This window comes from Tepidicella baoligensis (assembly GCF_013432195.1).
In the GTDB taxonomy this organism is placed as follows: domain Bacteria; phylum Pseudomonadota; class Gammaproteobacteria; order Burkholderiales; family Burkholderiaceae_C; genus Tepidicella; species Tepidicella baoligensis.
In genome coordinates, this window is sequence record NZ_JACCDB010000020.1 from 1 (window position 1) to 17,683 (window position 17,683).

The window sequence follows — 17,683 nt, forward strand, 5'->3', positions numbered from 1 at the left end:
ATAATTGCTGCCGACTCTATAATGAGATTGCCTGCCGTAGACTCAGGAGCGTCGGGCGGTTATGCCCTGTGCACCTTTGGGAGGGTAACCGTTGAGCCACCACGAACTGATGTTGCTCCTGAAAAACGAATCCCTTGCTGAGTGCTTCAATACAGGCAAGGAGAGACGGAATGACGAAGACGGTGAGGTCGCGCTACACGCTGGAGTTCAAGCAGGAGGCGGTGCGGCTGGTGCAATCGGGGCAAAGCATGGCGGCGGTTTCACGCAGCCTGGGGCTGGTGAGCAGACCTTGTTCAACTGGGTCAAGGCCAGCCGTGAAGGCTGGCTGAACCTGGCCGTGGCCATCGCTGGCTGCTGTGGTACAACAGCCGCAGGCTGCATTCAACGCTGCGGCTACGTCAGCCCCATGCAATACGTGCAACGCTGGCTCGCGGCTTAGCCGAAAACAGTGAATATGTGACTCGGTTATGGGGTTCACATTTCGAGGGCAAGGTCAATCCTGGCCGTCGCCGTGCCGTCCAGCCCCAAGTTTGAAGAACTCGTCGCACAATGGCGCCAGGCGCCTCTGATCCGGCGTGCCGGCCTCAAGTTGCTGACCGTCGCCCGGGATGGCTTGGTTTACGGCTGGTGACACCCATGACCTTGAATGCTCTGACCATGACTTCTCACGCCTTCGACACCCGCATCCGTCCAGCAAGGCCCCTTTTGATCTTGCTGACGATCGTCGCCTTGAGTGCTTGCGGCGTCGAAGCCGTGGGCAGCGCCGCCTCCGGTGCGGCAGTCAAGAAGCAGGAGATCGAACAAGGCCAGGTTCAGAAGGAAGCCGTACAGCAGCAACTGCAACAGGCCCTGGAGCAAGGCCGGCAGCGCCAGCAAGCGCTGGAGCAGAGCACCCGATAAGCACTGGTTAGATGGCAGCGCTCATTCTCTTCTATGTCCACACTTGTTCACACACTCACGATGCTCGCACTTTCAACCGACTGGATCGGCTCCCTGGCTGCGATCCTCACTACTGTGAGCTTTGTACCTCAAGCCTGGCGAACCTGGCGCACCCGCGATGTCAGTGGCATCTCGCTGGCCATGTACGCCGTCTTCACCGTCGGCGTGGGCCTCTGGCTGGTCTATGGGTTGTTGTTGGGGGAGATGCCGCTCATTGCGGCCAATGCCATCACCTTCACCCTGGCGCTGCTGATTCTGGGCATGCGCATCCGCTACGGTCGTGATGCCGAATCAGAGATTCATCCGTATCGCTCATGCGCCGCATTGCCGTCATCGACTTCGAGACCACCGGCATGTCGCCGGCCTACGGGGATCGGCCCACAGACCAAGACCGACAAGGCCGGCGGGTAGCGCCAGTTGCTGCACTTCGTGGTTATCCACACCGCTACGGACGTGATGGCAATGTACCGGGTGCGCCCGGTCAAGGACTATTTTTTCATGCTGTGCCGGCTGGTGCGCTGGTCGGGTGATCTGGTGCGGCTGAATGGGTGAGCCAGAGCGTTATAGGCACCGAGTAAGCACCAGACACCAGATTTTTGGGCAAAGAAAACGGGTTACAGACTGGTGGTCTGTAACCCGTTGATACCTATGGTCGGCGTGGCGGGATTCGAACTCGCGACCCCTTGCACCCCATGCAAGTGCGCTACCAGGCTGCGCTACACGCCGAAGCCACAGATTATAGCTCGGTTTCAGTTCGTTTTCTGGATTCCTGCGGTCAGGCTGCGTCGTCGAGCAAGCGGCGGATCGCCAGCAATTCCTGGCGCACGTTTGCCCAGGTCAGCGGGGTGCCGGGCCGGATATGGGAGGCAGGAGCCATGGCGTCGGTGACTGTTGTGGGGCCGGTGGCGGTGCCGTTGAGCGCGGCTTTGCGGTGTTCACGTTCCTGCTGGGCCAGCTCCTGTAAGCGGTTGCGGGCGCCTTGGATGGTGAAGCCCTGCTCATACAGAAGCTCCCGGATGCGCCGGATCATCAGCACCTCGTGGTGCTGGTAGTAGCGGCGGTTGCCACGCCGTTTCATGGGGCGCAGTTGTGTGAACTCCTGTTCCCAGTACCGCAGCACGTGCGGTTTGACCCCGCACAATTCACCCACCTCACCGATGGTGAAGTAGCGTTTGGCGGGTATGGGCGGAAGCGTGTGGTCCATGAAGTCAAGACACTGCGGCGAAACCTTGAAATCTACCCCAAGTCAAGCGGCAATGCAAAGCCGATACACTCGGCATGTCAATCGTTGTTGAGCATCATCAGTTGGATAACATGAGGCAAGTCACACTGGGCCAAAGCGGCCTACAGGTCACGGCGGTGAGTCTGGGCACCATGACGTTCGGTGAGCAGGTGCAGATGGCCGACGCCCATGCCATCCTGGACCGTGCGCTGGAGCGTGGCGTGAACTTTCTGGACACGGCCGAGATGTATGCGGTTCCAGCCCGGGCCGAAACCTGCGGGGCCACCGAACGCATCATCGGTGAGTGGCTGGCCAGCCGTCCAGGCGTGCGCGAGCGGGTCGTGATCGCGACCAAAGTGGCGGGTCCTTCACGCGGCATGCCGTGGATACGCGGTGATCAGGCTGGCCTGACCAAGCGGGAGATCATCGAAGCCTGCGAAGGTAGCTTGCGGCGCTTGCGCACCGACGTGATCGACCTCTATCAGATCCACTGGCCGGCGCGCAACGTCCCGGTGTTCGGGGCCATGTATTTCGACCCCTCCAAAGACAAACCCTGTGCCAGCATGCTCGAGCAATTGGAGGCCATGGATGCGCTGGTGCGGGCAGGGAAGGTGCGGGCGATCGGTCTGTCGAACGAGACGCCCTATGGTGTGCATGAGTTCGTCCGTTTGGCCGAACAGCACGGCCTGCCGCGTGTGGCCACGGTGCAAAACCCTTATTGCCTGGTCAACCGTGCTGTGGAAAACGGGTTGGATGAAACCCTGTATCGGCTGGGCGTGTCTTTGCTGGCGTATTCCCCCCTGGGGTTCGGGCTGCTGACTGGGAAGTACGACGAGTCCGGTCTCGATGGCCCTCTGGCTCCGGCTGGACGCCTGGCCCTGTTCGACTCGATGAAAAAGCAGCGCTGGGGCCGCCCCGAGGCGCTGGCGGCGGCCCGGCGTTACAACGCGCTGGCCCGTTCGCATGGGCTCACGCCCACACGCATGGCGCTGGCTTTCTGCTATACCAAGTGGCAGGTGGCCAGCACGATCATCGGGGTCACGTCGCTGGCTCAGCTTGACGAATGTCTGGATGCCTGGGGTACCACTTTGTCCGATGAGTTGTTGCGTGCAATCGATGGCATCCGCCAGGAGTTGCGCGATCCCGCGATCTGAGCATGCGCGTTGTTCAGGCGCGGCCCGGTACAGGTCGGTTAAGCTTGCGGCCGTATTCTGGACGAGGTGGACATGAATGAATGGATGTGGTTGCCAGCGACCGTGCTGGCCTACTTGATCGGGTCGCTGTCGTTTGCCGTGGTGGTCAGCCGCGCCATGGGGCTGAGCGATCCCCGGACCTATGGCAGCAAGAACCCCGGTGCGACCAATGTGCTGCGCTCGGGCAACAAGAAGGCGGCCGCGCTGACGCTGCTGCTCGACGCCCTCAAGGGCTGGCTGCCCGTGTGGTGGGTGGTGCATTGGGGGGCGCCGTGGGGGCTGGAAGCGGGTTCGGTGGCCCTGGTGGGGCTGGCCGCGTTTGTGGGCCACCTGTTTCCGGTGTTTTTCCGTTTCAAGGGCGGCAAAGGCGTGGCCACGGCTGCGGGTGTATTGCTGGCCTACCAGCCTTGGTTGGGCGTGGCGGTGTTGGCCAGTTGGCTGATCATCGCCGTGTTCTTTCGGTATTCGTCATTGGCGGCCATTGTGGCGGCCCTGTTCGCACCGTTTTTCTACCTGTTTGGCGATGGCGTGGCTTGGGATGTGGATGCGCCGATCGCCTTGTCGATGGCGCTGATGAGTGTGCTGCTGCTGTGGCGCCACGCCGACAACATCCAGCGCCTGCTCAGTGGCAAGGAAACCCGCATCGGCGGTGGCCGCCGGTGAGCCGGGGCTTCGACGCTACGGCGCCTGTGTCAGCGCCACGCGCGAAAGCTGCAGCAGCCTGGGATGGTTCAATCGCACGCGCACCGTTTGCGTGACCAATGCGGCGGCAATGCCGTTGCCATCGTGGCCGGTGTGGATGAGCGTGGGCTCTGCCACCGGGATGCCACGGGCATCCAGTACCGTGGCCGCCCAAGGTTCCCCGGGCCGGTCAGAGCGCCGCAACACCACTGCGATGCGGTCATCTTCCAGCCGCACAAAGCTGCCGGGAGGGCAGATGCCCACGGTGCGGACCAACGCGTGGCCGATGTCGTCGACTGCATGGCCTTGGTGCATGAGTGCATAACGGCCCGAATCGGTGACGCAGCGCCCAGGGCGTGATTCGCGTGGGCTGATGAGGGCGGCGTAGCGATCCACCGTCTGCAGCAGCCGGGCCGCAACGGGCAGGTCGGTGTCATCCAGGTGATGTTGCTCCACGATGTGCAGCCACTGGGCATCGGCCACACCCAGCTCACGCAGCCATTGAGCACCTCGGGCGGCATGGGTTTCGATGGCGGCGCTCTGTTCAGGGGTGGGCGCTGTGGTCTGCTCGGCCAGATCGTCTTGCAGTCGCGTCATGGCGATGTTCATGGTCAGAGCAGCCAAGCCAAGGCTGTGCAGGTCGGCGGCTTCGAGGCTCAGTGCCTTGCCGGTCAGACGGCACAGGGCCCAGCAGACCATGGCGTGCGAGGCGCTGTAGCCGACCGTGGAGCCGGCTGCGAGCTGGAACAGCCAGTACAGGGTGGCGTCTGCGTCCAAGTCGAGCAGGGCACCGGCCTGGGTGTGCACGTCCTGCAGCCGGGCTGTAAAGTCGTGTGTTTCGTGGGGGGCCAACAGCAGCGCCGCGAGCCGGGCTTCGAGCTCAGACCAGTGCTCCATCCAGTCGCGCATGGCGCCGTAGGCGGGGTCGGGTTGCGCAGAGAATGGCATCGTGTTCAACGGCGAGGGGTCAGGGTCATCAGCACGTTTTCGCGTTTCATGTCGAAGCGTGAGAGGTAGCTGTTGCCCAGCAAAACATAGGGAAGCTCGGAGGGTACTACCACGGCGTCGACCTGGTGGCTGGTGTGCCCGCCGATCTGGACGGTACTGAGTTGGAGATGGTGGCCTGTGATTTCGCCATTGGCCGTCTGGATGCGGACCGCAGAGCTGCGTGAGATGTCGAGCTCGATGCGACGTGCCTCGGCGAGGCTGAGAGTCAGTGCGGTGGCGCCGGTGTCCACGAGAAACTCGACGCTGCGGCCATTGATCTGACCTCGCGTGGTGAAATGTCCGTTGGCATTGGCCGTGAGGGTGATGGTGCGCGCATCGACGCTTTGAGGTGCGACAGTCGCTGCCAGCGGTGTCTGTCCGAGGCGCAGGGTTTGGCGCGTCCCGGCAACCTCCACCAGAATCTCGTCTCCCTGGACCCGAAGCAGACGGACGCCGGCCCACTCTTCACCGACCGACAGAAACCGTGGCTGACTGCCATCGACGGCGATCAGCGCCCGATGGCTGGCCGTGCCCATGACGCTGACCTGCTGCGCTGCGCCCATGGAGGGCAGCAGCATGAACGCGAGCAGCCAGGGCACAAGCCCAGTTCCTCTGCTGGGGGGCCGGCATGCCAGGCGGCAGGCGAGGCGGGGGGGCGGTTCAGTCACGGAAGTTGTTGAACGAAAGCGGCAGGTCCGGCAGTTCTTTCCTGATCAGCGCCATCGCCGCCTGCAGGTCGTCGCGCTTGGCGCCGGTGACGCGCACGGCGTCGCCCTGGATCGCGGCTTGAAGCTTCATCTTGCTGTTTTTGATGGCCTGCTGGATTTTTTTGCCATCTTCGGTGGCGATGCCGGTGCGCACCTTGAGGACTTGCTTGACCCTGTCGCCACCGATCTTTTCGATCTTGCCCGCATCCAGGAAGCGCACGTCCACGCCGCGTTTGGTCATTTTGTTGCGCAGGATGTCAAAGACCTGACCGATCTGGAAATCGCTGTCGGCGTAGAGGGTGATGTCTTGGTCTTTGAGCTCGACGGCAGCGGAACTGCCCTTGAAGTCGAAACGGGTGCCGATTTCCTTGGCCGTCTGCTCCACGGCATTCTTGACTTCCACGAGATTGGGTTCGACGACGGTATCAAAAGAGGGCATGGTAGGCGTAGGCGCGCATGGGCGAATGAGACAATGCCGACATGTTAGTCGAGAAAAACGTGGCGCTCCAGCGCTACAACACCTTTGGGATCGCAGCGCGTGCCCAGCGATTGGCACGGGTGCGTTCCATAGACGATTTGCAGGCGCTCATCCGGCACCCGGACTGGTCGGCCGAGGAGGTGTTCGTGCTCGGGGGCGGCAGCAATATCGTGCTCACGGGGGACCTGCGCAAACTGGTGTTGAAGGTGGAGATTCCAGGCCGCCGTCTGTTGGAATCGACCGACCGGGGCTGGTTGGTGGAGGCGGGCGCCGGCGAAAACTGGCACGACTTCGTGACCTGGACGCTGGAGCAGGGTTGCCCCGGCTTGGAGAACCTGGCCTTGATTCCGGGCACCGTGGGCGCAGCGCCCGTGCAGAACATCGGGGCTTACGGAGTAGAACTGCAGGACCGTTTCGATTCGTTGGACGCCATCGACCTGGAAACCGGGCGTCTGTTCAGCCTCAGTGCCGCGCAGTGCGGGTTCGGTTACCGGGATTCGGTGTTCAAGCATGTGCGGGCCGGCGAGCACGGTTTCGGGCTGGCCGGGCGGGCGCTGATCGTGCGGGTGCGCTTCTGGTTGCCCAGGCCGTGGCGGCCGGTGCTCGGTTACCTGGATCTGGAGCGCAAGATGGCCGAAACCGGGGTGACCGATCCGGACGCGCACCAGATTTACGATTGGGTGTGTGAGATTCGGCGCGCCAAGTTGCCTGACCCCGCCGTGATGGGCAACGTAGGCAGCTTTTTCAAAAATCCGACCGTGACGCCAGAGCAGTGTGCAGATATCATCGGCCGCGACCCCCGGGTGGTGCACTACCCCATGCCAGATGGCTCGGTGAAGCTGGCCGCCGGCTGGCTGATCGATGCCTGCGGCTGGAAGGGCAAGACGGTCGGGCATGCCGGGGTGTACGAAAAGCAGGCCCTGGTGCTGGTGAACCGGGGCGACAGTGAGCACCCTTGCACGGGCGGCGAGGTGATGACGCTGGCTCGCGCAATCCAGACCAGTGTGTACGAACGATTCGGCATCCGGCTGGAGCCGGAGCCGGTGGTGATTTGACGCGATGCAGGAGGAGGAGCGGATGAAACAGTCGATGCTGGGCGCACGCATGCAACGCGGACAAGCCCGTTCGCCTGTGTTCCGGGCGGTGCTCTTCGGCATGGTTCTGGCGCTGGCGGTTTTCTTCCTGGGGCCGGTTAACGAATTCGGCCCTGATCAGCCGGCGCAGCGTGAGGCGCCGCCTGCCCATCCGGCGCTGATTGACGAGTGGCTGGCGCGTCAGGAAGCGGCGGTCCCCGACATCCGGGCCGGTTTGCACAAACAGATCACCTGGTATGGGTCACCCGGTGAACGCACCGATTGGGCGGTGGTCTATCTGCACGGCTTCACCGCCTCGCGGCTCGAAACAGCGCCGCTGGCTCTGCAGGTCGCGCAGGGCCTGGGGGCCAATCTGTACGAAACGCGGCTCACCGGACACGGGCGCAGCGATCCGCAGGCCATGGGGGAGGCCACTGTGCAGGACTGGCTCGCCGACACCGTGGAAGCGGTCCAGGTCGGTCGCCTGCTGGGCGATCGGGTGCTGCTGATCGGGGTATCCACCGGGGCCACGCTCGGCACCTGGCTGGGCAATCGCGAGGAAGGGCAGGGTGTGGCGGGCTATGTGTTCATTTCGCCCAACTATGGGCCCAAGGACAAGAAGTCGGAACTCATCAATCAGCCCTGGGGGATGCGTTTGGCCCTCCACCTGGAGGGCGATATGCGTGGTCAACCCAGCGAAAGCGCCATCGAGAACCACGCCTGGACCCAGGTGTATCCGACGCGCGCGCTGTTTCCCATGATGGCGCTCATCAAGCGTGTGCGCGAAAGCGATCTGTCTGGATTCACTGCCCCGTTGCTGGTGCTGTATTCCGAGGCCGACCAGACCGTGGACCCCGAGGAGATCAAGGCGCTGTTCCCCCGCATCGGTTCGACCCGCAAGTCGCTCGAAGCCGTGGACTACAGCGAGGCCCAAGGCCAGCACGTGCTGGCCGGGGACATCCGGGCGCCCCAGGCGACCGGGCGCATGGCGGACCGCATCGTGGAATGGGCCCGCGGCCTGTGACCGGCAAGACCGCCGTTCAGCGGCCTCGGCGACTCACTGACCGAGCTTGAGGAAATCGTCGTCGCCCTTGCCCAGGGACAGCAGGCCGGTTTGGGCGTAGATGCCCAGTTTGGCGCGCGTGTCGGTGATGTCCAGGTTGCGCATCGTGAGCTGGCCGATGCGATCCATCGGCGTGAACGGCGCGTCCTCCACTTTCTCCATGCTCAAGCGTTCGGGCGCGTAGGTCAGGTTGGGCGACTCGGTGTTCAGGATGCTGTAGTCGTTGCCACGGCGCAGCTCCAGCGTCACCTCGCCGGTGATGGCGCGGGCCACCCAGCGTTGGGCGGTTTCGCGCAGCATGATGGCCTGCGGGTCGAACCAGCGGCCCTGGTAGAGCAGGCGGCCGAGCTTGAGGCCGTTGATGCGGTACTGCTCGATGGTGTCTTCGTTGTGGATGCCGGTGACCAGCCGCTCGTAGGCGATGTGCAGCAATGCCATGCCCGGGGCTTCGTAGATGCCGCGGCTCTTGGCTTCGATGATGCGGTTCTCGATCTGGTCGCTCATGCCCAGGCCGTGGCGGCCGCCGATCTCGTTGGCCTTGAGGAACAGGTCCACTGGCGAGTCGAAGGTCTGACCGTTCAGGGCGACCGGCTGGCCCTCCTCGAAGCGCACGGTGACTTCTTCGGCCTTCACCTCGACCTCGGGCTTCCAGAACGCCACGCCCATGATGGGGTTGACGATGCGGATGCTGGCGTTCAGGTGCTCCAGGTCCTTGGCCTCATGGGTGGCGCCCAGCATGTTGCTGTCGGTGCTGTAGGCCTTCTCCACGCTCATCTTGTAGTCGAAGCCGTTGGCAATGAGAAATTCGCTCATCTCCTTGCGGCCGCCCAGCTCGTCGATGAAGGCCTGGTCCAGCCAGGGCTTGTAGATCTTCAGGCTCGGGTTGGTGAGCAGGCCGTAGCGATAGAAGCGCTCGATGTCGTTGCCCTTGAAGGTGGAGCCGTCACCCCAGATGTGGACATCGTCTTCCTTCATGGCGGCCACCAGCATCGTGCCGGTGACGGCGCGGCCCAGCGGGGTGGTGTTGAAGTAGGTGATGCCGCCGGTGCTGATGTGAAACGCGCCGCTCTGGATGGCGGCAATGCCTTCGTGCGCCAGCTGCAGGCGGCAATCCACCAGGCGGGCTTTCTCAGCGCCATAAGCCATGGCCTTGCGCGGGATGTCGTCGTAGTCGGACTCGTCGGGCTGGCCCAGGTTGGCGGTGTAGGCGTAGGGCAGGGCACCCTTCTTTTTCATCCACAGCAGCGCCGCGGAGGTGTCCAGACCGCCCGAGAACGCAATGCCGACTTTTTGCCCCTTGGGCAGGTGTTGCAGGATGGTGGCCATGGGCGAACTCCGTTTCAGCCGTAGTGGCAGATGTAGTGGAAGGTGTCCTTGACGCGGATGTCGAAGCTGGATTGGGCGGGGACCTTGAACGCATCTCCTGGGCCAACGCTGATCCAGGCGTCGCTGCCCGCGAGCCTGTATTCGCAGCCACCGGCCACGCACTCCATGATTTCGGCGGCCTGGGTCTCGAACGTCAGTTCGGCGGCCAGTATCACCCCCACCGATTTGCGCGAGCCGTCGGCGCAGGTGAGGCTGTGGCTGATGCACTTGCCATCGAAATACACGTTGGCCTGGGTCTGGACGGACACGCCGTCGATCTGTGTGGTGCTCATGGGTGACATGGGGGGTAAAAGAAAAACGCCGCCCCAATCGCGAGAGCGACGCACTGGGTCGAATTTTAGAGGACGCGCAGGGCTCAGAGCCGCTCGGCCCATTCCTCGGGCGCAAAGCCGACGGTGATGTCGCCGTTGCTCCACTCCACCACCGGGCGCTTGATGACACTGGCGTGTTGCAGCATCAGCGCGCGGGCGCTGGCCTCGTCGGTCAGGCTGGCCTGCAGGGCCGGATCGAGCTTGCGCCAGGCCGTACCCTTGCGGTTGACGAGTTTTTCCCAGCCGACGCGGGCAATCCAGTGGGCCAGCCGATGGTCAGGCACGCCCTGTTTCTTGAAGTCGTGGAAGGTGTGTTCGCGATTGCGCTCTGCCAGCCAGGCCCTTGCCTTTTTGACCGTGTCGCAGTTGGAGATGCCATAGACCTTGATCATGCAAGCATTATCCTGCAACGCCATGATTGCGCGGCGACAATAGAGCCCCCGACGGCATAGGCCCACTCTGTTCCCCTTTCCGACCCGGCGCCTCTGAACGCTGCATGCACCATGACCGACTTTCCCCAGACGCTGAGCGATTGGTTGATCCACTGCGAGCGCTTGCACCCCAAGACCATCGACATGGGGCTCGACCGTGTACGAGAGGTGCGTCGCCGCATGCGGGGCGGGCAAGGCCTGGCCCTGCCGTGCCCCGTGATCACCGTGGGCGGCACCAACGGGAAAGGTTCCACCTGTGCCCTGTTGGAAGCCATTTACCAGCAAGCGGGCTACCGTACCGGGGTGTACACCTCCCCGCACCTGGTCCGCTTCGAGGAGCGCTGTCGCTGGCTTGGAGCGCCGGTGGATGAAACGGTGTTGCTCCCCGCGTTCGCCGAGGTGGAGCGGGCACGGCTCGGCGGCCCGGGTCAAGAGTCGGTGGCCCTGACCTATTTCGAATTCACCACGCTGGCGATCGTCTCTGCACTGGCCGAGTTGAAGCCGGATGTGCTCATCCTGGAAGTGGGGTTGGGGGGGCGGCTCGATGCGGTGAATGCTTTCGATCCGGATTGCGCGGTGATCACCAGCATCGATCTGGACCACATGGAATACCTGGGGCCGGACCGGGAGTCGATCGGCTACGAAAAAGCCGGCATCATGCGCACCGGCCGGCCCGTGGTGGTGAGCGATCCGGTGCCCCCGCAGAGCGTGCTGGACCGTGCGCTGGAGGTTGGGGCCGACCTGCGGCGGCTCGGGCGGGATTTTCATTTCGCCGGCGACAAGCAGCAATGGAACTGGAGCGGACGCAGCCGGCGTTACAGTGGACTGGCCTACCCGGCATTGCGGGGGGCCAACCAGTTGCTCAACGCTTCGGGCGTGCTGGCGGTCCTGGAGGCGCTGCACCCGCGTTTGCCTGTGACGGCGCAGGCCGTGCGCAACGGGCTGGCGCTGGTCGAACTGCCCGGGCGTTTCCAGATCGTCCCCGGTCAGCCAACCCTGGTGCTGGACGTGGCCCACAACCCCCACTCGGTCGCTGCGTTGGCGGAGAACCTCGACGCCATGGGCTACTACCCCACCACCCATGCCGTGTTCGGGGCCATGGCCGACAAGGACCTTCGCCCCATGTTCGAGCGGGTGAATCCCTTGATCGACCGCTGGTACTTCACCGACCTTCCCCTGCCACGTGCCGCAAAGGCCCTGGATCTGGCGGCGATCTGGCAGGGCACGAGTTCGCGCGGCGCTGTGACGTCCTCCCAGCATGGCGATCCCGTGGCTGCGTTGCAGGCGGCCGTGGCAGCGGCCGACCCGGCTGATAGAATTGTGGTCTTCGGTTCTTTCTTCACCGTGGGCGGTGTCCTTCAGCAGGGCGTTCCGCGTCTGGCAGGCAAGCACCTGCAGGCGTGAGTCGCCATCTGGGGTATCGGTACGGCAGGCCTCCAAGCATCACTGGCGAATGTTCAAACTGCGTCCTGGCGGCCAGGGCGGCTCCGGCCCGGTCCAGACTCCCTCCATCGACTCGATCCGGCGGCAGGCGCGACATCGCCTGATCGGTGCCAGCGTGTTGGTGCTCGTCGGCGTGATCGGGCTGCCGTGGTTGTTCGACACCCAGCCGCGGCCGGTGCCGGTCGATATCACCATCGATATTCCTGCCAAGGACAGGGCGAGTCCTCTGGCCCCGCCCGAGGAGGCGCGGCGTCCGCCTGCCGTCTCCGTGGCGCAGGAGCGTGAAGAGGTGTTGGCCCCTTCCCGGCCTCCTGCCGAGCCGCCTGCTCCGGTGGCGGCTCCTGAGCCTGCGCCGGCTCCCTCGGGGGGCACGACAGCCACGACTGCCGCTGCGGCCTCCAAGGTTCCGGTCACGCCTGCGGGACCTCCGGCTCCGGCTGCACCCGCCCCCGTGGTTCGACCGGCGCCTGTACCTGCCCCCAGCACGCCAGTCACACCCCCTGCTCCGGAGGCGGCCCGGGCCCAGGCCTTGCTGGAGGGACGAACCCCGCCGTCTGGCATCAGGGTGGTGGTCCAGGTCGGCGCCTTCGCCGAGCAGGCGCGGGCGCAAGAGGTGCGTCTGCGGCTGGAGCGGGCCGGTCTCAAGACCTACACCCAAGTGGCCCAGACGGCAGATGGCCCGCGCATTCGGGTGCGGGTCGGACCATTCGACACCCGTGCCGAAGCAGAACGAGTGGCCGAACAAGTCAAGCAGCTCGGCCTGCCGGCCTCCATCCTCACGCTGTGAGCCATGTTCGCCGTTGACGTTCTGTTGCTGGTGGTGCTGGGTGTCTCGCTGGTGCTGGGCGTCTGGCGCGGGCTGGTGTTCGAAGTGCTCTCGTTGGCGGGCTGGGTGGCGGCATTCTTTCTGGCGCAGTGGTATGCCGACGAGGCCGCAGCCCGTCTGCCCCTGGGTGACACCGCCGAGCCGCTGCGCTATGCCGCCGGTTTTGCCGTGGTGTTCGTGACGGCAGCGTTTGTGGCGGCCTTTCTGGCCTGGCTGATCAAGAGAGGCATCGAGCGGGTGGGCTTGCGACCGGTGGATCGAACCCTGGGCGGGGCTTTCGGCCTCGTGCGGGGTGGGGTGATTCTGCTGGCACTGGCGCTGGTGGTGAACATGACGCCGATCAAAGACGAGGAAGCCTGGCGCCGTTCGGCGGCTGCTGGCTGGCTCAACGGGGGGCTGCACAGCCTCAAGGGGATGATGCCCGACAGCATCGCCCAGTACTTTCCTTGAACTCAGGATCTGACCCATGTGTGGAATCGTTGGTGTCGTCAGTCAGGCACCGGTCAACCAATTGATCTACGATGCGCTGCTGCTGCTGCAGCATCGCGGTCAGGACGCGGCCGGCATCGTCACGCAACTGGAGCGCAAGTTCTTCATGCACAAGGCCAAGGGCATGGTGCGCGACGTTTTTCGCACCCGCAACATGCGGGCGCTCCCGGGTACCAGCGGCATCGGCCAGGTGCGCTACCCCACGGCCGGCAACGCCTTCAGTGAGGAGGAGGCCCAGCCCTTCTACGTGAATGCGCCGTTCGGCATCGTCATGGCGCACAACGGCAACCTCACCAACGCGCACGCCCTCAAGCAGGAGATGGTGCAGTTGGACCACCGGCACATCAACACCGAAAGCGATTCGGAGGTGTTGCTGAACGTGCTCGCGCACGAGCTTGGCAGGGCCAGTTCGAATGGCGACCTCAGCACCGCGGCGGTGTTTGGAGCCGTTCGCGCGGTCCATCGCCGGCTCAAGGGTTCTTATGCGGTGGTGGCCCTCATTGCGGGACATGGGCTGCTGGCCTTCCGCGACCCGTTCGGCATCCGCCCGCTGTGCATTGGCCAGGGCAAGGACGGCACCGTGGTGGTGGCCAGCGAGTCGGTGGCGCTGGAAGGCACGGGCCACGAGTTCCTGCGTGACATCGCTCCCGGTGAGGCGGTTTTCGTGTCTCTCGACGGTGGCATGCAGTTCCAGCAGTGCGCCGACCATCCACAGCTCTACCCTTGCGTGTTCGAATTCGTGTATCTGGCCCGCCCCGATTCGACGATCGACGGCATCTCGGTCTACCAGGCGCGCCTGAACATGGGCGAGACGCTGGCCACCCGCGTGATCTCGACCGTGCCGCCCGACCAGATCGACGTCGTCATTCCCATCCCCGAATCCAGCCGGCCCAGCGCGACCCAGCTCGCGCAGCTGCTGGGCAAGCCCTACCGCGAAGGGTTCGTGAAGAACCGCTACGTGGGCCGGACTTTCATCATGCCGGGGCAGGCGGTGCGCAAGAAATCCGTGCGCCAGAAGCTCAACGTGATCGCCAGCGAATTCAAGGACCGCAACGTGCTGCTGGTGGACGATTCCATCGTGCGCGGCACCACCAGCCGCGAAATCGTGCAGATGGCGCGCGAGGCCGGCGCGCGCAAGGTGTACATGGCCAGCGCAGCCCCGCCGGTGATCTACCCCAACGTGTACGGCATCGATATGCCGACCAGGGATGAACTGGTTGCGCACGGCCGCACGGTGGAGGAAATCCGCCAGCTGATCGGCTGCGATGCGCTCATCTACCAGGACGTGGCCGGCATGAAGAAGGCGGTGGGCAAGCTCAACCCGTGCCTGGCGGGTTTCGAAGCCTCGTGTTTCGATGGCGTCTATGTGACTGGCGATGTGACGTTCGAAGACGTGGTGCGCCTGAACGAACGACGTGTGGCTGGCGATGAGGACGACGGCGCCACCTCGCGCCTGACGCTGCCCAATGCCCAGGAGTCGTGACGCCATGAGCGACGATCTGCCGTCCCCTCTGCATCGCGACACCCTGGCCGTGCGTCTGGCCGTGGAGCGTAGCGCCTTCGGGGAAAACTCCGAAGCGCTGTACCTGACCAGCGGCTACGTGCAACCGAGCGCCGAGGCGTCGGCCCGCCGTTTTGCCGGCGAGGAAGACGGTTACACCTACGGCCGTTCCGGCAACCCGACGGTCACCAGCTTCGAGCGGCGCCTGGCCGCCATGGAAGGGGCCGAGGCCTGTCTGGCCACGGCGTCCGGCATGTCGGCCATCATGCTCATGTGCTTCAGCCTGCTCAAGGCCGGCGACCATGTGGTGTATTCACGGTCGATGTTCGGCTCCACGCTGAAGCTGATCGGCTCGGAATTTGCCCGCTTCGGTGTGGCGTCCACCGCTGTGCCGCAGACCGACCTGACCGCATGGCAAGCGGCCATCCGCCCCAACACCCGGCTGCTGTTCGCCGAAACGCCGACCAACCCGCTCACGGAAGTCTGCGACATCGCCGCGCTGGCCGACCTGGCCCACAACGCCGGGGCCTGGCTGGCCGTGGACAACTGCTTTGCCACGCCGGCATTGCAGCGCCCGATCGAGCAGGGTGCCGACATTGTGATCCATTCCGGCACCAAGTTCCTGGACGGGCAGGGCCGTGTCATGGCTGGTGCCGTCTGCGCGCCTGAGCGCATGGTGATCGACCAATTCCTGCCGGTGCAGAAGAACGCGGGCATGGTGCTGTCGCCCTTCAACGCCTGGGTGGTGCTCAAAGGCCTGGAGACGCTGAGCCTGCGCATGCGCGCGCAGAGTGCCCAGGCACTCGAGCTGGCCCGCTGGCTGGAGGCGCACCCTGCGGTGGCACGGGTGTACTACCCTGGCCTGCCCAGCCATCCCCAGCACGAACTGGCCATGCGCCAGATGGACCGCACGGGCGGTGCCGTGCTGGCTTTCGACGTGAAGGCGGCCAGCCCCGAGCAGGCCCGCGCCCGTGCCTTTCATGTGCTCGACAGTCTGAAGGTCCTCTCGCTCTGCACCAACCTGGGCGACACCAAAACCCTGTGTGCCCACCCGGCCAGCACCTCCCACGGCAAGCTCAGCGAAGCGCAGCGCCAAGCGGCCGGCATCGGCCAGGGCCTGATCCGTGTGGCCGTGGGCCTCGAACACCTGCAGGACATCCAGGACGACCTGTCCCGTGGCCTGAACACTTTGCAAACCTCATGACCCAACGCGTCCGTACCCGTTTCGCCCCATCGCCCACCGGCTTCATCCACCTGGGCAACATCCGCTCGGCCCTGTACCCCTGGGCCTTCGCCCGCGCCAACGGCGGTGATTTCATCCTGCGCATCGAAGACACCGACCTGGAGCGCTCCTCGCAAGCGGCGGTGGACGTGATCCTAGAAGGCATGGCCTGGCTGGGGCTGGATCACGACGAAGGCCCGTTCTACCAGATGCAGCGCATGGACCGCTACAAGGAAGTACTGGCCCAGCTGCAGGCCGCCGGCCACGTGTACCCCTGCTACATGAGCGTGGCAGAGCTGGACGCCCTGCGCGAGCGCCAGATGGCGAACAAGGAAAAGCCACGCTACGACGGCACCTGGCGCCCCGAGCCGGGCAAGACACTGCCACCCGTGCCCGAGGGCGTCAAGCCGGTGCTGCGCTTCAAGACGCCCCGGGAAGGCGTGGTCGGCTGGGACGACAAGTGCAAAGGCCGCATCGAGTTTCAGAACAGCGAGCTGGATGACCTGGTGATCGCTCGCCCGGACGGCACGCCCACCTACAACTTTTGCGTTGTCGTGGACGACATCGACATGCGCATCACCCATGTGATCCGCGGTGACGACCATGTGAACAACACGCCGCGCCAGATCCACATCTTCCAGGCTTTGGGTGCCCAGGTGCCCGTCTTCGCCCATCTGCCCACCGTGCTCAACGAGCAGGGCGAGAAGATGAGCAAGCGCCACGGCGCCAAGCCCGTGACCTGGTACCGTGACCAAGGCTTTCTGCCGGATGCGATGGTGAACTACCTGGCACGCCTGGGCTGGAGCCATGGCGACGACGAAATCTTCACGCGCGAGCAGTTCCTACAGTGGTTCGACCTGGATCACCTCGGCCGCAGCGCCGCCCAGTTCGACGAAGCCAAGCTGCGCTGGGTCAACAGCCAGCACATGAAGATGACGGCGGACGACACCCTGGCAGAACTGGTGGCCCAGCAACTGGCGAAAGAGGGCGTGCGAGCCGATGAGCGGCTGCCGGCGATCTGCGGCCTGTTCAAAGACCGCTGCGACACCACGGTGGCGCTGGCCGCCTGGGCGCGCTTGTTCTACATACCGGTCCAGCCTGCTGCAGAAGTGCTGGCGCAGCACGTCACCGACGCCGTCAAACCCGCCCTGTCGGATCTGGCCCAGCGACTGGCCACCGTGGAATGGAGCAAGGAAGCCATTGCGGCTGCGTTGAAGGCATCCCTGGCGGCATTCAACCTCAAGATGCCCGCCTTGGCCATGCCGGTGCGTGTGTTGGTGATGGGGACACCCCAGACGCCTTCGGTGGACGCGGTGTTGTGGCTGCAGGGGCGTGAAAAAGTGCTGGCCGCGCTTCAAAAGGGCTGAAATTCGGGTTAGAATCCAAGTCTTGCCGAAACAAAGGCAGACTGCAGGGTTTTGGGGGTATAGCTCAGCTGGGAGAGCGCTTGCATGGCATGCAAGAGGTCAGCGGTTCGATCCCGCTTACCTCCACCAAATGGTCTGTTTTTGTGTGGCATCCAGGTTTTTCAGGTTTGACCCTATCGTCTAGAGGCCTAGGACATCACCCTTTCACGGTGAGTACCGGGGTTCGAATCCCCGTAGGGTCGCCACTCAGGAGTGGTAGTTCAGTTGGTTAGAATACCGGCCTGTCACGCCGGGGGTCGCGGGTTCGAGCCCCGTCCACTCCGCCAACGTTTTTTGTCGGTTCTTTGACCCTATCGTCTAGAGG

18 protein-coding genes, 4 tRNA genes and 2 pseudogenes are annotated in these 17,683 nt (G+C 64.3%); 16 read left to right on the forward strand and 8 right to left on the reverse strand.

The window, feature by feature from the left end; genetic code table 11:
- Window positions 1-170: 170 nt before the first annotated feature.
- The 3 genes and pseudogenes from HZS63_RS13110 to HZS63_RS13120 form a co-directional block, all read left to right on the forward strand.
- Window positions 171-328 (forward strand): annotated as a pseudogene (locus tag HZS63_RS13110) (transposase); the annotation flags it as partial.
- A gap of 308 nt (window positions 329-636) precedes the next feature.
- Entirely contained in the window at window positions 637-900 is a 264-nt protein-coding gene (locus tag HZS63_RS13115; RefSeq protein WP_180684450.1) for a hypothetical protein, read from the forward strand.
- A 60-nt stretch (window positions 901-960) separates the two neighbouring features.
- Window positions 961-1,218, forward strand: a pseudogene (locus tag HZS63_RS13120) (SemiSWEET transporter); the annotation flags it as partial.
- Between the two features lie 370 nt (window positions 1,219-1,588).
- Here the strand turns inward: HZS63_RS13120 and HZS63_RS13125 are convergent.
- Window positions 1,589-1,665: transfer RNA gene (locus HZS63_RS13125), tRNA-Pro, on the reverse strand.
- A gap of 49 nt (window positions 1,666-1,714) precedes the next feature.
- On the reverse strand, window positions 1,715-2,143 hold the full coding sequence (locus tag HZS63_RS13130; protein WP_180684452.1) for a MerR family transcriptional regulator: 429 nt from the start codon (window positions 2,141-2,143) through the stop codon (window positions 1,715-1,717).
- Window positions 2,144-2,253: 110 nt separating this feature from the next.
- Here HZS63_RS13130 and HZS63_RS13135 point away from each other — a divergent pair, with 110 nt between their 5' ends.
- The gene (locus HZS63_RS13135) at window positions 2,254-3,315 is read left to right on the forward strand and encodes an aldo/keto reductase (protein WP_180684453.1); all 1,062 of its coding nucleotides are present in this window, start codon (window positions 2,254-2,256) and stop codon (window positions 3,313-3,315) included.
- A 72-nt stretch (window positions 3,316-3,387) separates the two neighbouring features.
- A complete protein-coding gene (gene plsY / locus HZS63_RS13140; protein ID WP_246316379.1) occupies window positions 3,388-4,017 on the forward strand; it encodes a glycerol-3-phosphate 1-O-acyltransferase PlsY in 630 nt (209 codons plus the stop codon).
- A gap of 15 nt (window positions 4,018-4,032) precedes the next feature.
- On the opposite strand, the gene HZS63_RS13145 is transcribed toward plsY, so the two are convergent.
- From HZS63_RS13145 to HZS63_RS13155, 3 genes are all read right to left on the reverse strand, one after another.
- Window positions 4,033-4,983 carry an HD-GYP domain-containing protein gene (locus HZS63_RS13145; protein ID WP_180684454.1) on the reverse strand — a complete coding sequence of 317 codons (951 nt, stop codon included), beginning with the start codon at window positions 4,981-4,983 and terminating at the stop codon, window positions 4,033-4,035.
- 5 nt (window positions 4,984-4,988) lie between these two features.
- The gene (locus HZS63_RS13150; RefSeq protein WP_180684455.1) at window positions 4,989-5,621 is read right to left on the reverse strand and encodes a TIGR02281 family clan AA aspartic protease; all 633 of its coding nucleotides are present in this window, start codon (window positions 5,619-5,621) and stop codon (window positions 4,989-4,991) included.
- 61 nt (window positions 5,622-5,682) lie between these two features.
- Window positions 5,683-6,168 carry a YajQ family cyclic di-GMP-binding protein gene (locus tag HZS63_RS13155; RefSeq protein WP_180684456.1) on the reverse strand — a complete coding sequence of 162 codons (486 nt, stop codon included), beginning with the start codon at window positions 6,166-6,168 and terminating at the stop codon, window positions 5,683-5,685.
- A 41-nt stretch (window positions 6,169-6,209) separates the two neighbouring features.
- Between HZS63_RS13155 and murB the strand changes: the two genes are divergently transcribed.
- Together murB and HZS63_RS13165 are read left to right on the forward strand one after the other, a co-directional pair.
- Window positions 6,210-7,262, forward strand: a complete 1,053-nt coding sequence (gene murB, locus HZS63_RS13160) for a UDP-N-acetylmuramate dehydrogenase (RefSeq protein ID WP_180684457.1) — start codon at window positions 6,210-6,212, stop codon at window positions 7,260-7,262.
- Window positions 7,263-7,284: 22 nt separating this feature from the next.
- On the forward strand, window positions 7,285-8,304 hold the full coding sequence (locus HZS63_RS13165; protein ID WP_180684458.1) for an alpha/beta hydrolase: 1,020 nt from the start codon (window positions 7,285-7,287) through the stop codon (window positions 8,302-8,304).
- A 33-nt stretch (window positions 8,305-8,337) separates the two neighbouring features.
- Here HZS63_RS13165 and argG read toward each other — a convergent pair whose 3' ends face one another.
- From argG to HZS63_RS13180, 3 genes are all read right to left on the reverse strand, one after another.
- A complete protein-coding gene (gene argG / locus HZS63_RS13170; RefSeq protein ID WP_180684459.1) occupies window positions 8,338-9,669 on the reverse strand; it encodes an argininosuccinate synthase in 1,332 nt (443 codons plus the stop codon).
- Window positions 9,670-9,683: 14 nt separating this feature from the next.
- Entirely contained in the window at window positions 9,684-10,001 is a 318-nt protein-coding gene (ppnP, locus tag HZS63_RS13175) for a pyrimidine/purine nucleoside phosphorylase (protein ID WP_180684460.1), read from the reverse strand.
- 83 nt (window positions 10,002-10,084) lie between these two features.
- Window positions 10,085-10,432: an ArsC family reductase gene (locus HZS63_RS13180; protein WP_180684461.1), complete on the reverse strand. Its 348-nt coding sequence runs from the start codon at window positions 10,430-10,432 to the stop codon at window positions 10,085-10,087.
- Window positions 10,433-10,543: 111 nt separating this feature from the next.
- Here HZS63_RS13180 and folC point away from each other — a divergent pair, with 111 nt between their 5' ends.
- The 9 genes from folC (at window position 10,544) to HZS63_RS13225 (ending at window position 17,645) form a co-directional block, all read left to right on the forward strand.
- Window positions 10,544-11,875, forward strand: a complete 1,332-nt coding sequence (folC, locus tag HZS63_RS13185; protein ID WP_180684462.1) for a bifunctional tetrahydrofolate synthase/dihydrofolate synthase — start codon at window positions 10,544-10,546, stop codon at window positions 11,873-11,875.
- 49 nt (window positions 11,876-11,924) lie between these two features.
- The gene (locus HZS63_RS13190) at window positions 11,925-12,701 is read left to right on the forward strand and encodes an SPOR domain-containing protein (RefSeq protein WP_180684463.1); all 777 of its coding nucleotides are present in this window, start codon (window positions 11,925-11,927) and stop codon (window positions 12,699-12,701) included.
- 3 nt (window positions 12,702-12,704) lie between these two features.
- Window positions 12,705-13,190 carry a CvpA family protein gene (locus tag HZS63_RS13195; RefSeq protein ID WP_180684464.1) on the forward strand — a complete coding sequence of 162 codons (486 nt, stop codon included), beginning with the start codon at window positions 12,705-12,707 and terminating at the stop codon, window positions 13,188-13,190.
- A gap of 16 nt (window positions 13,191-13,206) precedes the next feature.
- Entirely contained in the window at window positions 13,207-14,712 is a 1,506-nt protein-coding gene (gene purF / locus HZS63_RS13200) for an amidophosphoribosyltransferase (protein WP_180684465.1), read from the forward strand.
- A gap of 4 nt (window positions 14,713-14,716) precedes the next feature.
- Window positions 14,717-15,934 carry an O-succinylhomoserine sulfhydrylase gene (locus HZS63_RS13205; protein ID WP_180684466.1) on the forward strand — a complete coding sequence of 406 codons (1,218 nt, stop codon included), beginning with the start codon at window positions 14,717-14,719 and terminating at the stop codon, window positions 15,932-15,934.
- The gene (gene gltX, locus HZS63_RS13210; RefSeq protein ID WP_180684467.1) at window positions 15,931-17,319 is read left to right on the forward strand and encodes a glutamate--tRNA ligase; all 1,389 of its coding nucleotides are present in this window, start codon (window positions 15,931-15,933) and stop codon (window positions 17,317-17,319) included. The genes HZS63_RS13205 and gltX overlap by 4 nt, the downstream gene beginning before the upstream one ends.
- A gap of 53 nt (window positions 17,320-17,372) precedes the next feature.
- Window positions 17,373-17,448 (forward strand) — tRNA-Ala (locus tag HZS63_RS13215).
- Between the two features lie 40 nt (window positions 17,449-17,488).
- A tRNA-Glu gene (locus tag HZS63_RS13220) sits at window positions 17,489-17,564 on the forward strand.
- Between the two features lie 4 nt (window positions 17,565-17,568).
- Window positions 17,569-17,645 (forward strand) — tRNA-Asp (locus HZS63_RS13225).
- The last annotated feature ends 38 nt before the right edge of the window (window positions 17,646-17,683 follow it).

What these genes read in the sequence shown, in the direction of transcription:
- HZS63_RS13115 (WP_180684450.1), top strand. Translation starts at nt 637, where the DNA reads ATGACCTTGAATGCTCTGACCATGACTTCTCACGCCTTCGACACCCGC.
- HZS63_RS13130 (WP_180684452.1), bottom strand. Translation starts at nt 2,143, where the DNA reads ATGGACCACACGCTTCCGCCCATACCCGCCAAACGCTACTTCACCATC.
- HZS63_RS13135 (WP_180684453.1), top strand. Translation starts at nt 2,254, where the DNA reads ATGAGGCAAGTCACACTGGGCCAAAGCGGCCTACAGGTCACGGCGGTG.
- plsY (WP_246316379.1), top strand. Translation starts at nt 3,388, where the DNA reads ATGAATGAATGGATGTGGTTGCCAGCGACCGTGCTGGCCTACTTGATC.
- HZS63_RS13145 (WP_180684454.1), bottom strand. Translation starts at nt 4,983, where the DNA reads ATGCCATTCTCTGCGCAACCCGACCCCGCCTACGGCGCCATGCGCGAC.
- HZS63_RS13155 (WP_180684456.1), bottom strand. Translation starts at nt 6,168, where the DNA reads ATGCCCTCTTTTGATACCGTCGTCGAACCCAATCTCGTGGAAGTCAAG.
- murB (WP_180684457.1), top strand. Translation starts at nt 6,210, where the DNA reads ATGTTAGTCGAGAAAAACGTGGCGCTCCAGCGCTACAACACCTTTGGG.
- HZS63_RS13165 (WP_180684458.1), top strand. Translation starts at nt 7,285, where the DNA reads ATGAAACAGTCGATGCTGGGCGCACGCATGCAACGCGGACAAGCCCGT.
- argG (WP_180684459.1), bottom strand. Translation starts at nt 9,669, where the DNA reads ATGGCCACCATCCTGCAACACCTGCCCAAGGGGCAAAAAGTCGGCATT.
- ppnP (WP_180684460.1), bottom strand. Translation starts at nt 10,001, where the DNA reads ATGAGCACCACACAGATCGACGGCGTGTCCGTCCAGACCCAGGCCAAC.
- HZS63_RS13180 (WP_180684461.1), bottom strand. Translation starts at nt 10,432, where the DNA reads ATGATCAAGGTCTATGGCATCTCCAACTGCGACACGGTCAAAAAGGCA.
- folC (WP_180684462.1), top strand. Translation starts at nt 10,544, where the DNA reads ATGACCGACTTTCCCCAGACGCTGAGCGATTGGTTGATCCACTGCGAG.
- HZS63_RS13190 (WP_180684463.1), top strand. Translation starts at nt 11,925, where the DNA reads ATGTTCAAACTGCGTCCTGGCGGCCAGGGCGGCTCCGGCCCGGTCCAG.
- HZS63_RS13195 (WP_180684464.1), top strand. Translation starts at nt 12,705, where the DNA reads ATGTTCGCCGTTGACGTTCTGTTGCTGGTGGTGCTGGGTGTCTCGCTG.
- purF (WP_180684465.1), top strand. Translation starts at nt 13,207, where the DNA reads ATGTGTGGAATCGTTGGTGTCGTCAGTCAGGCACCGGTCAACCAATTG.
- HZS63_RS13205 (WP_180684466.1), top strand. Translation starts at nt 14,717, where the DNA reads ATGAGCGACGATCTGCCGTCCCCTCTGCATCGCGACACCCTGGCCGTG.
- gltX (WP_180684467.1), top strand. Translation starts at nt 15,931, where the DNA reads ATGACCCAACGCGTCCGTACCCGTTTCGCCCCATCGCCCACCGGCTTC.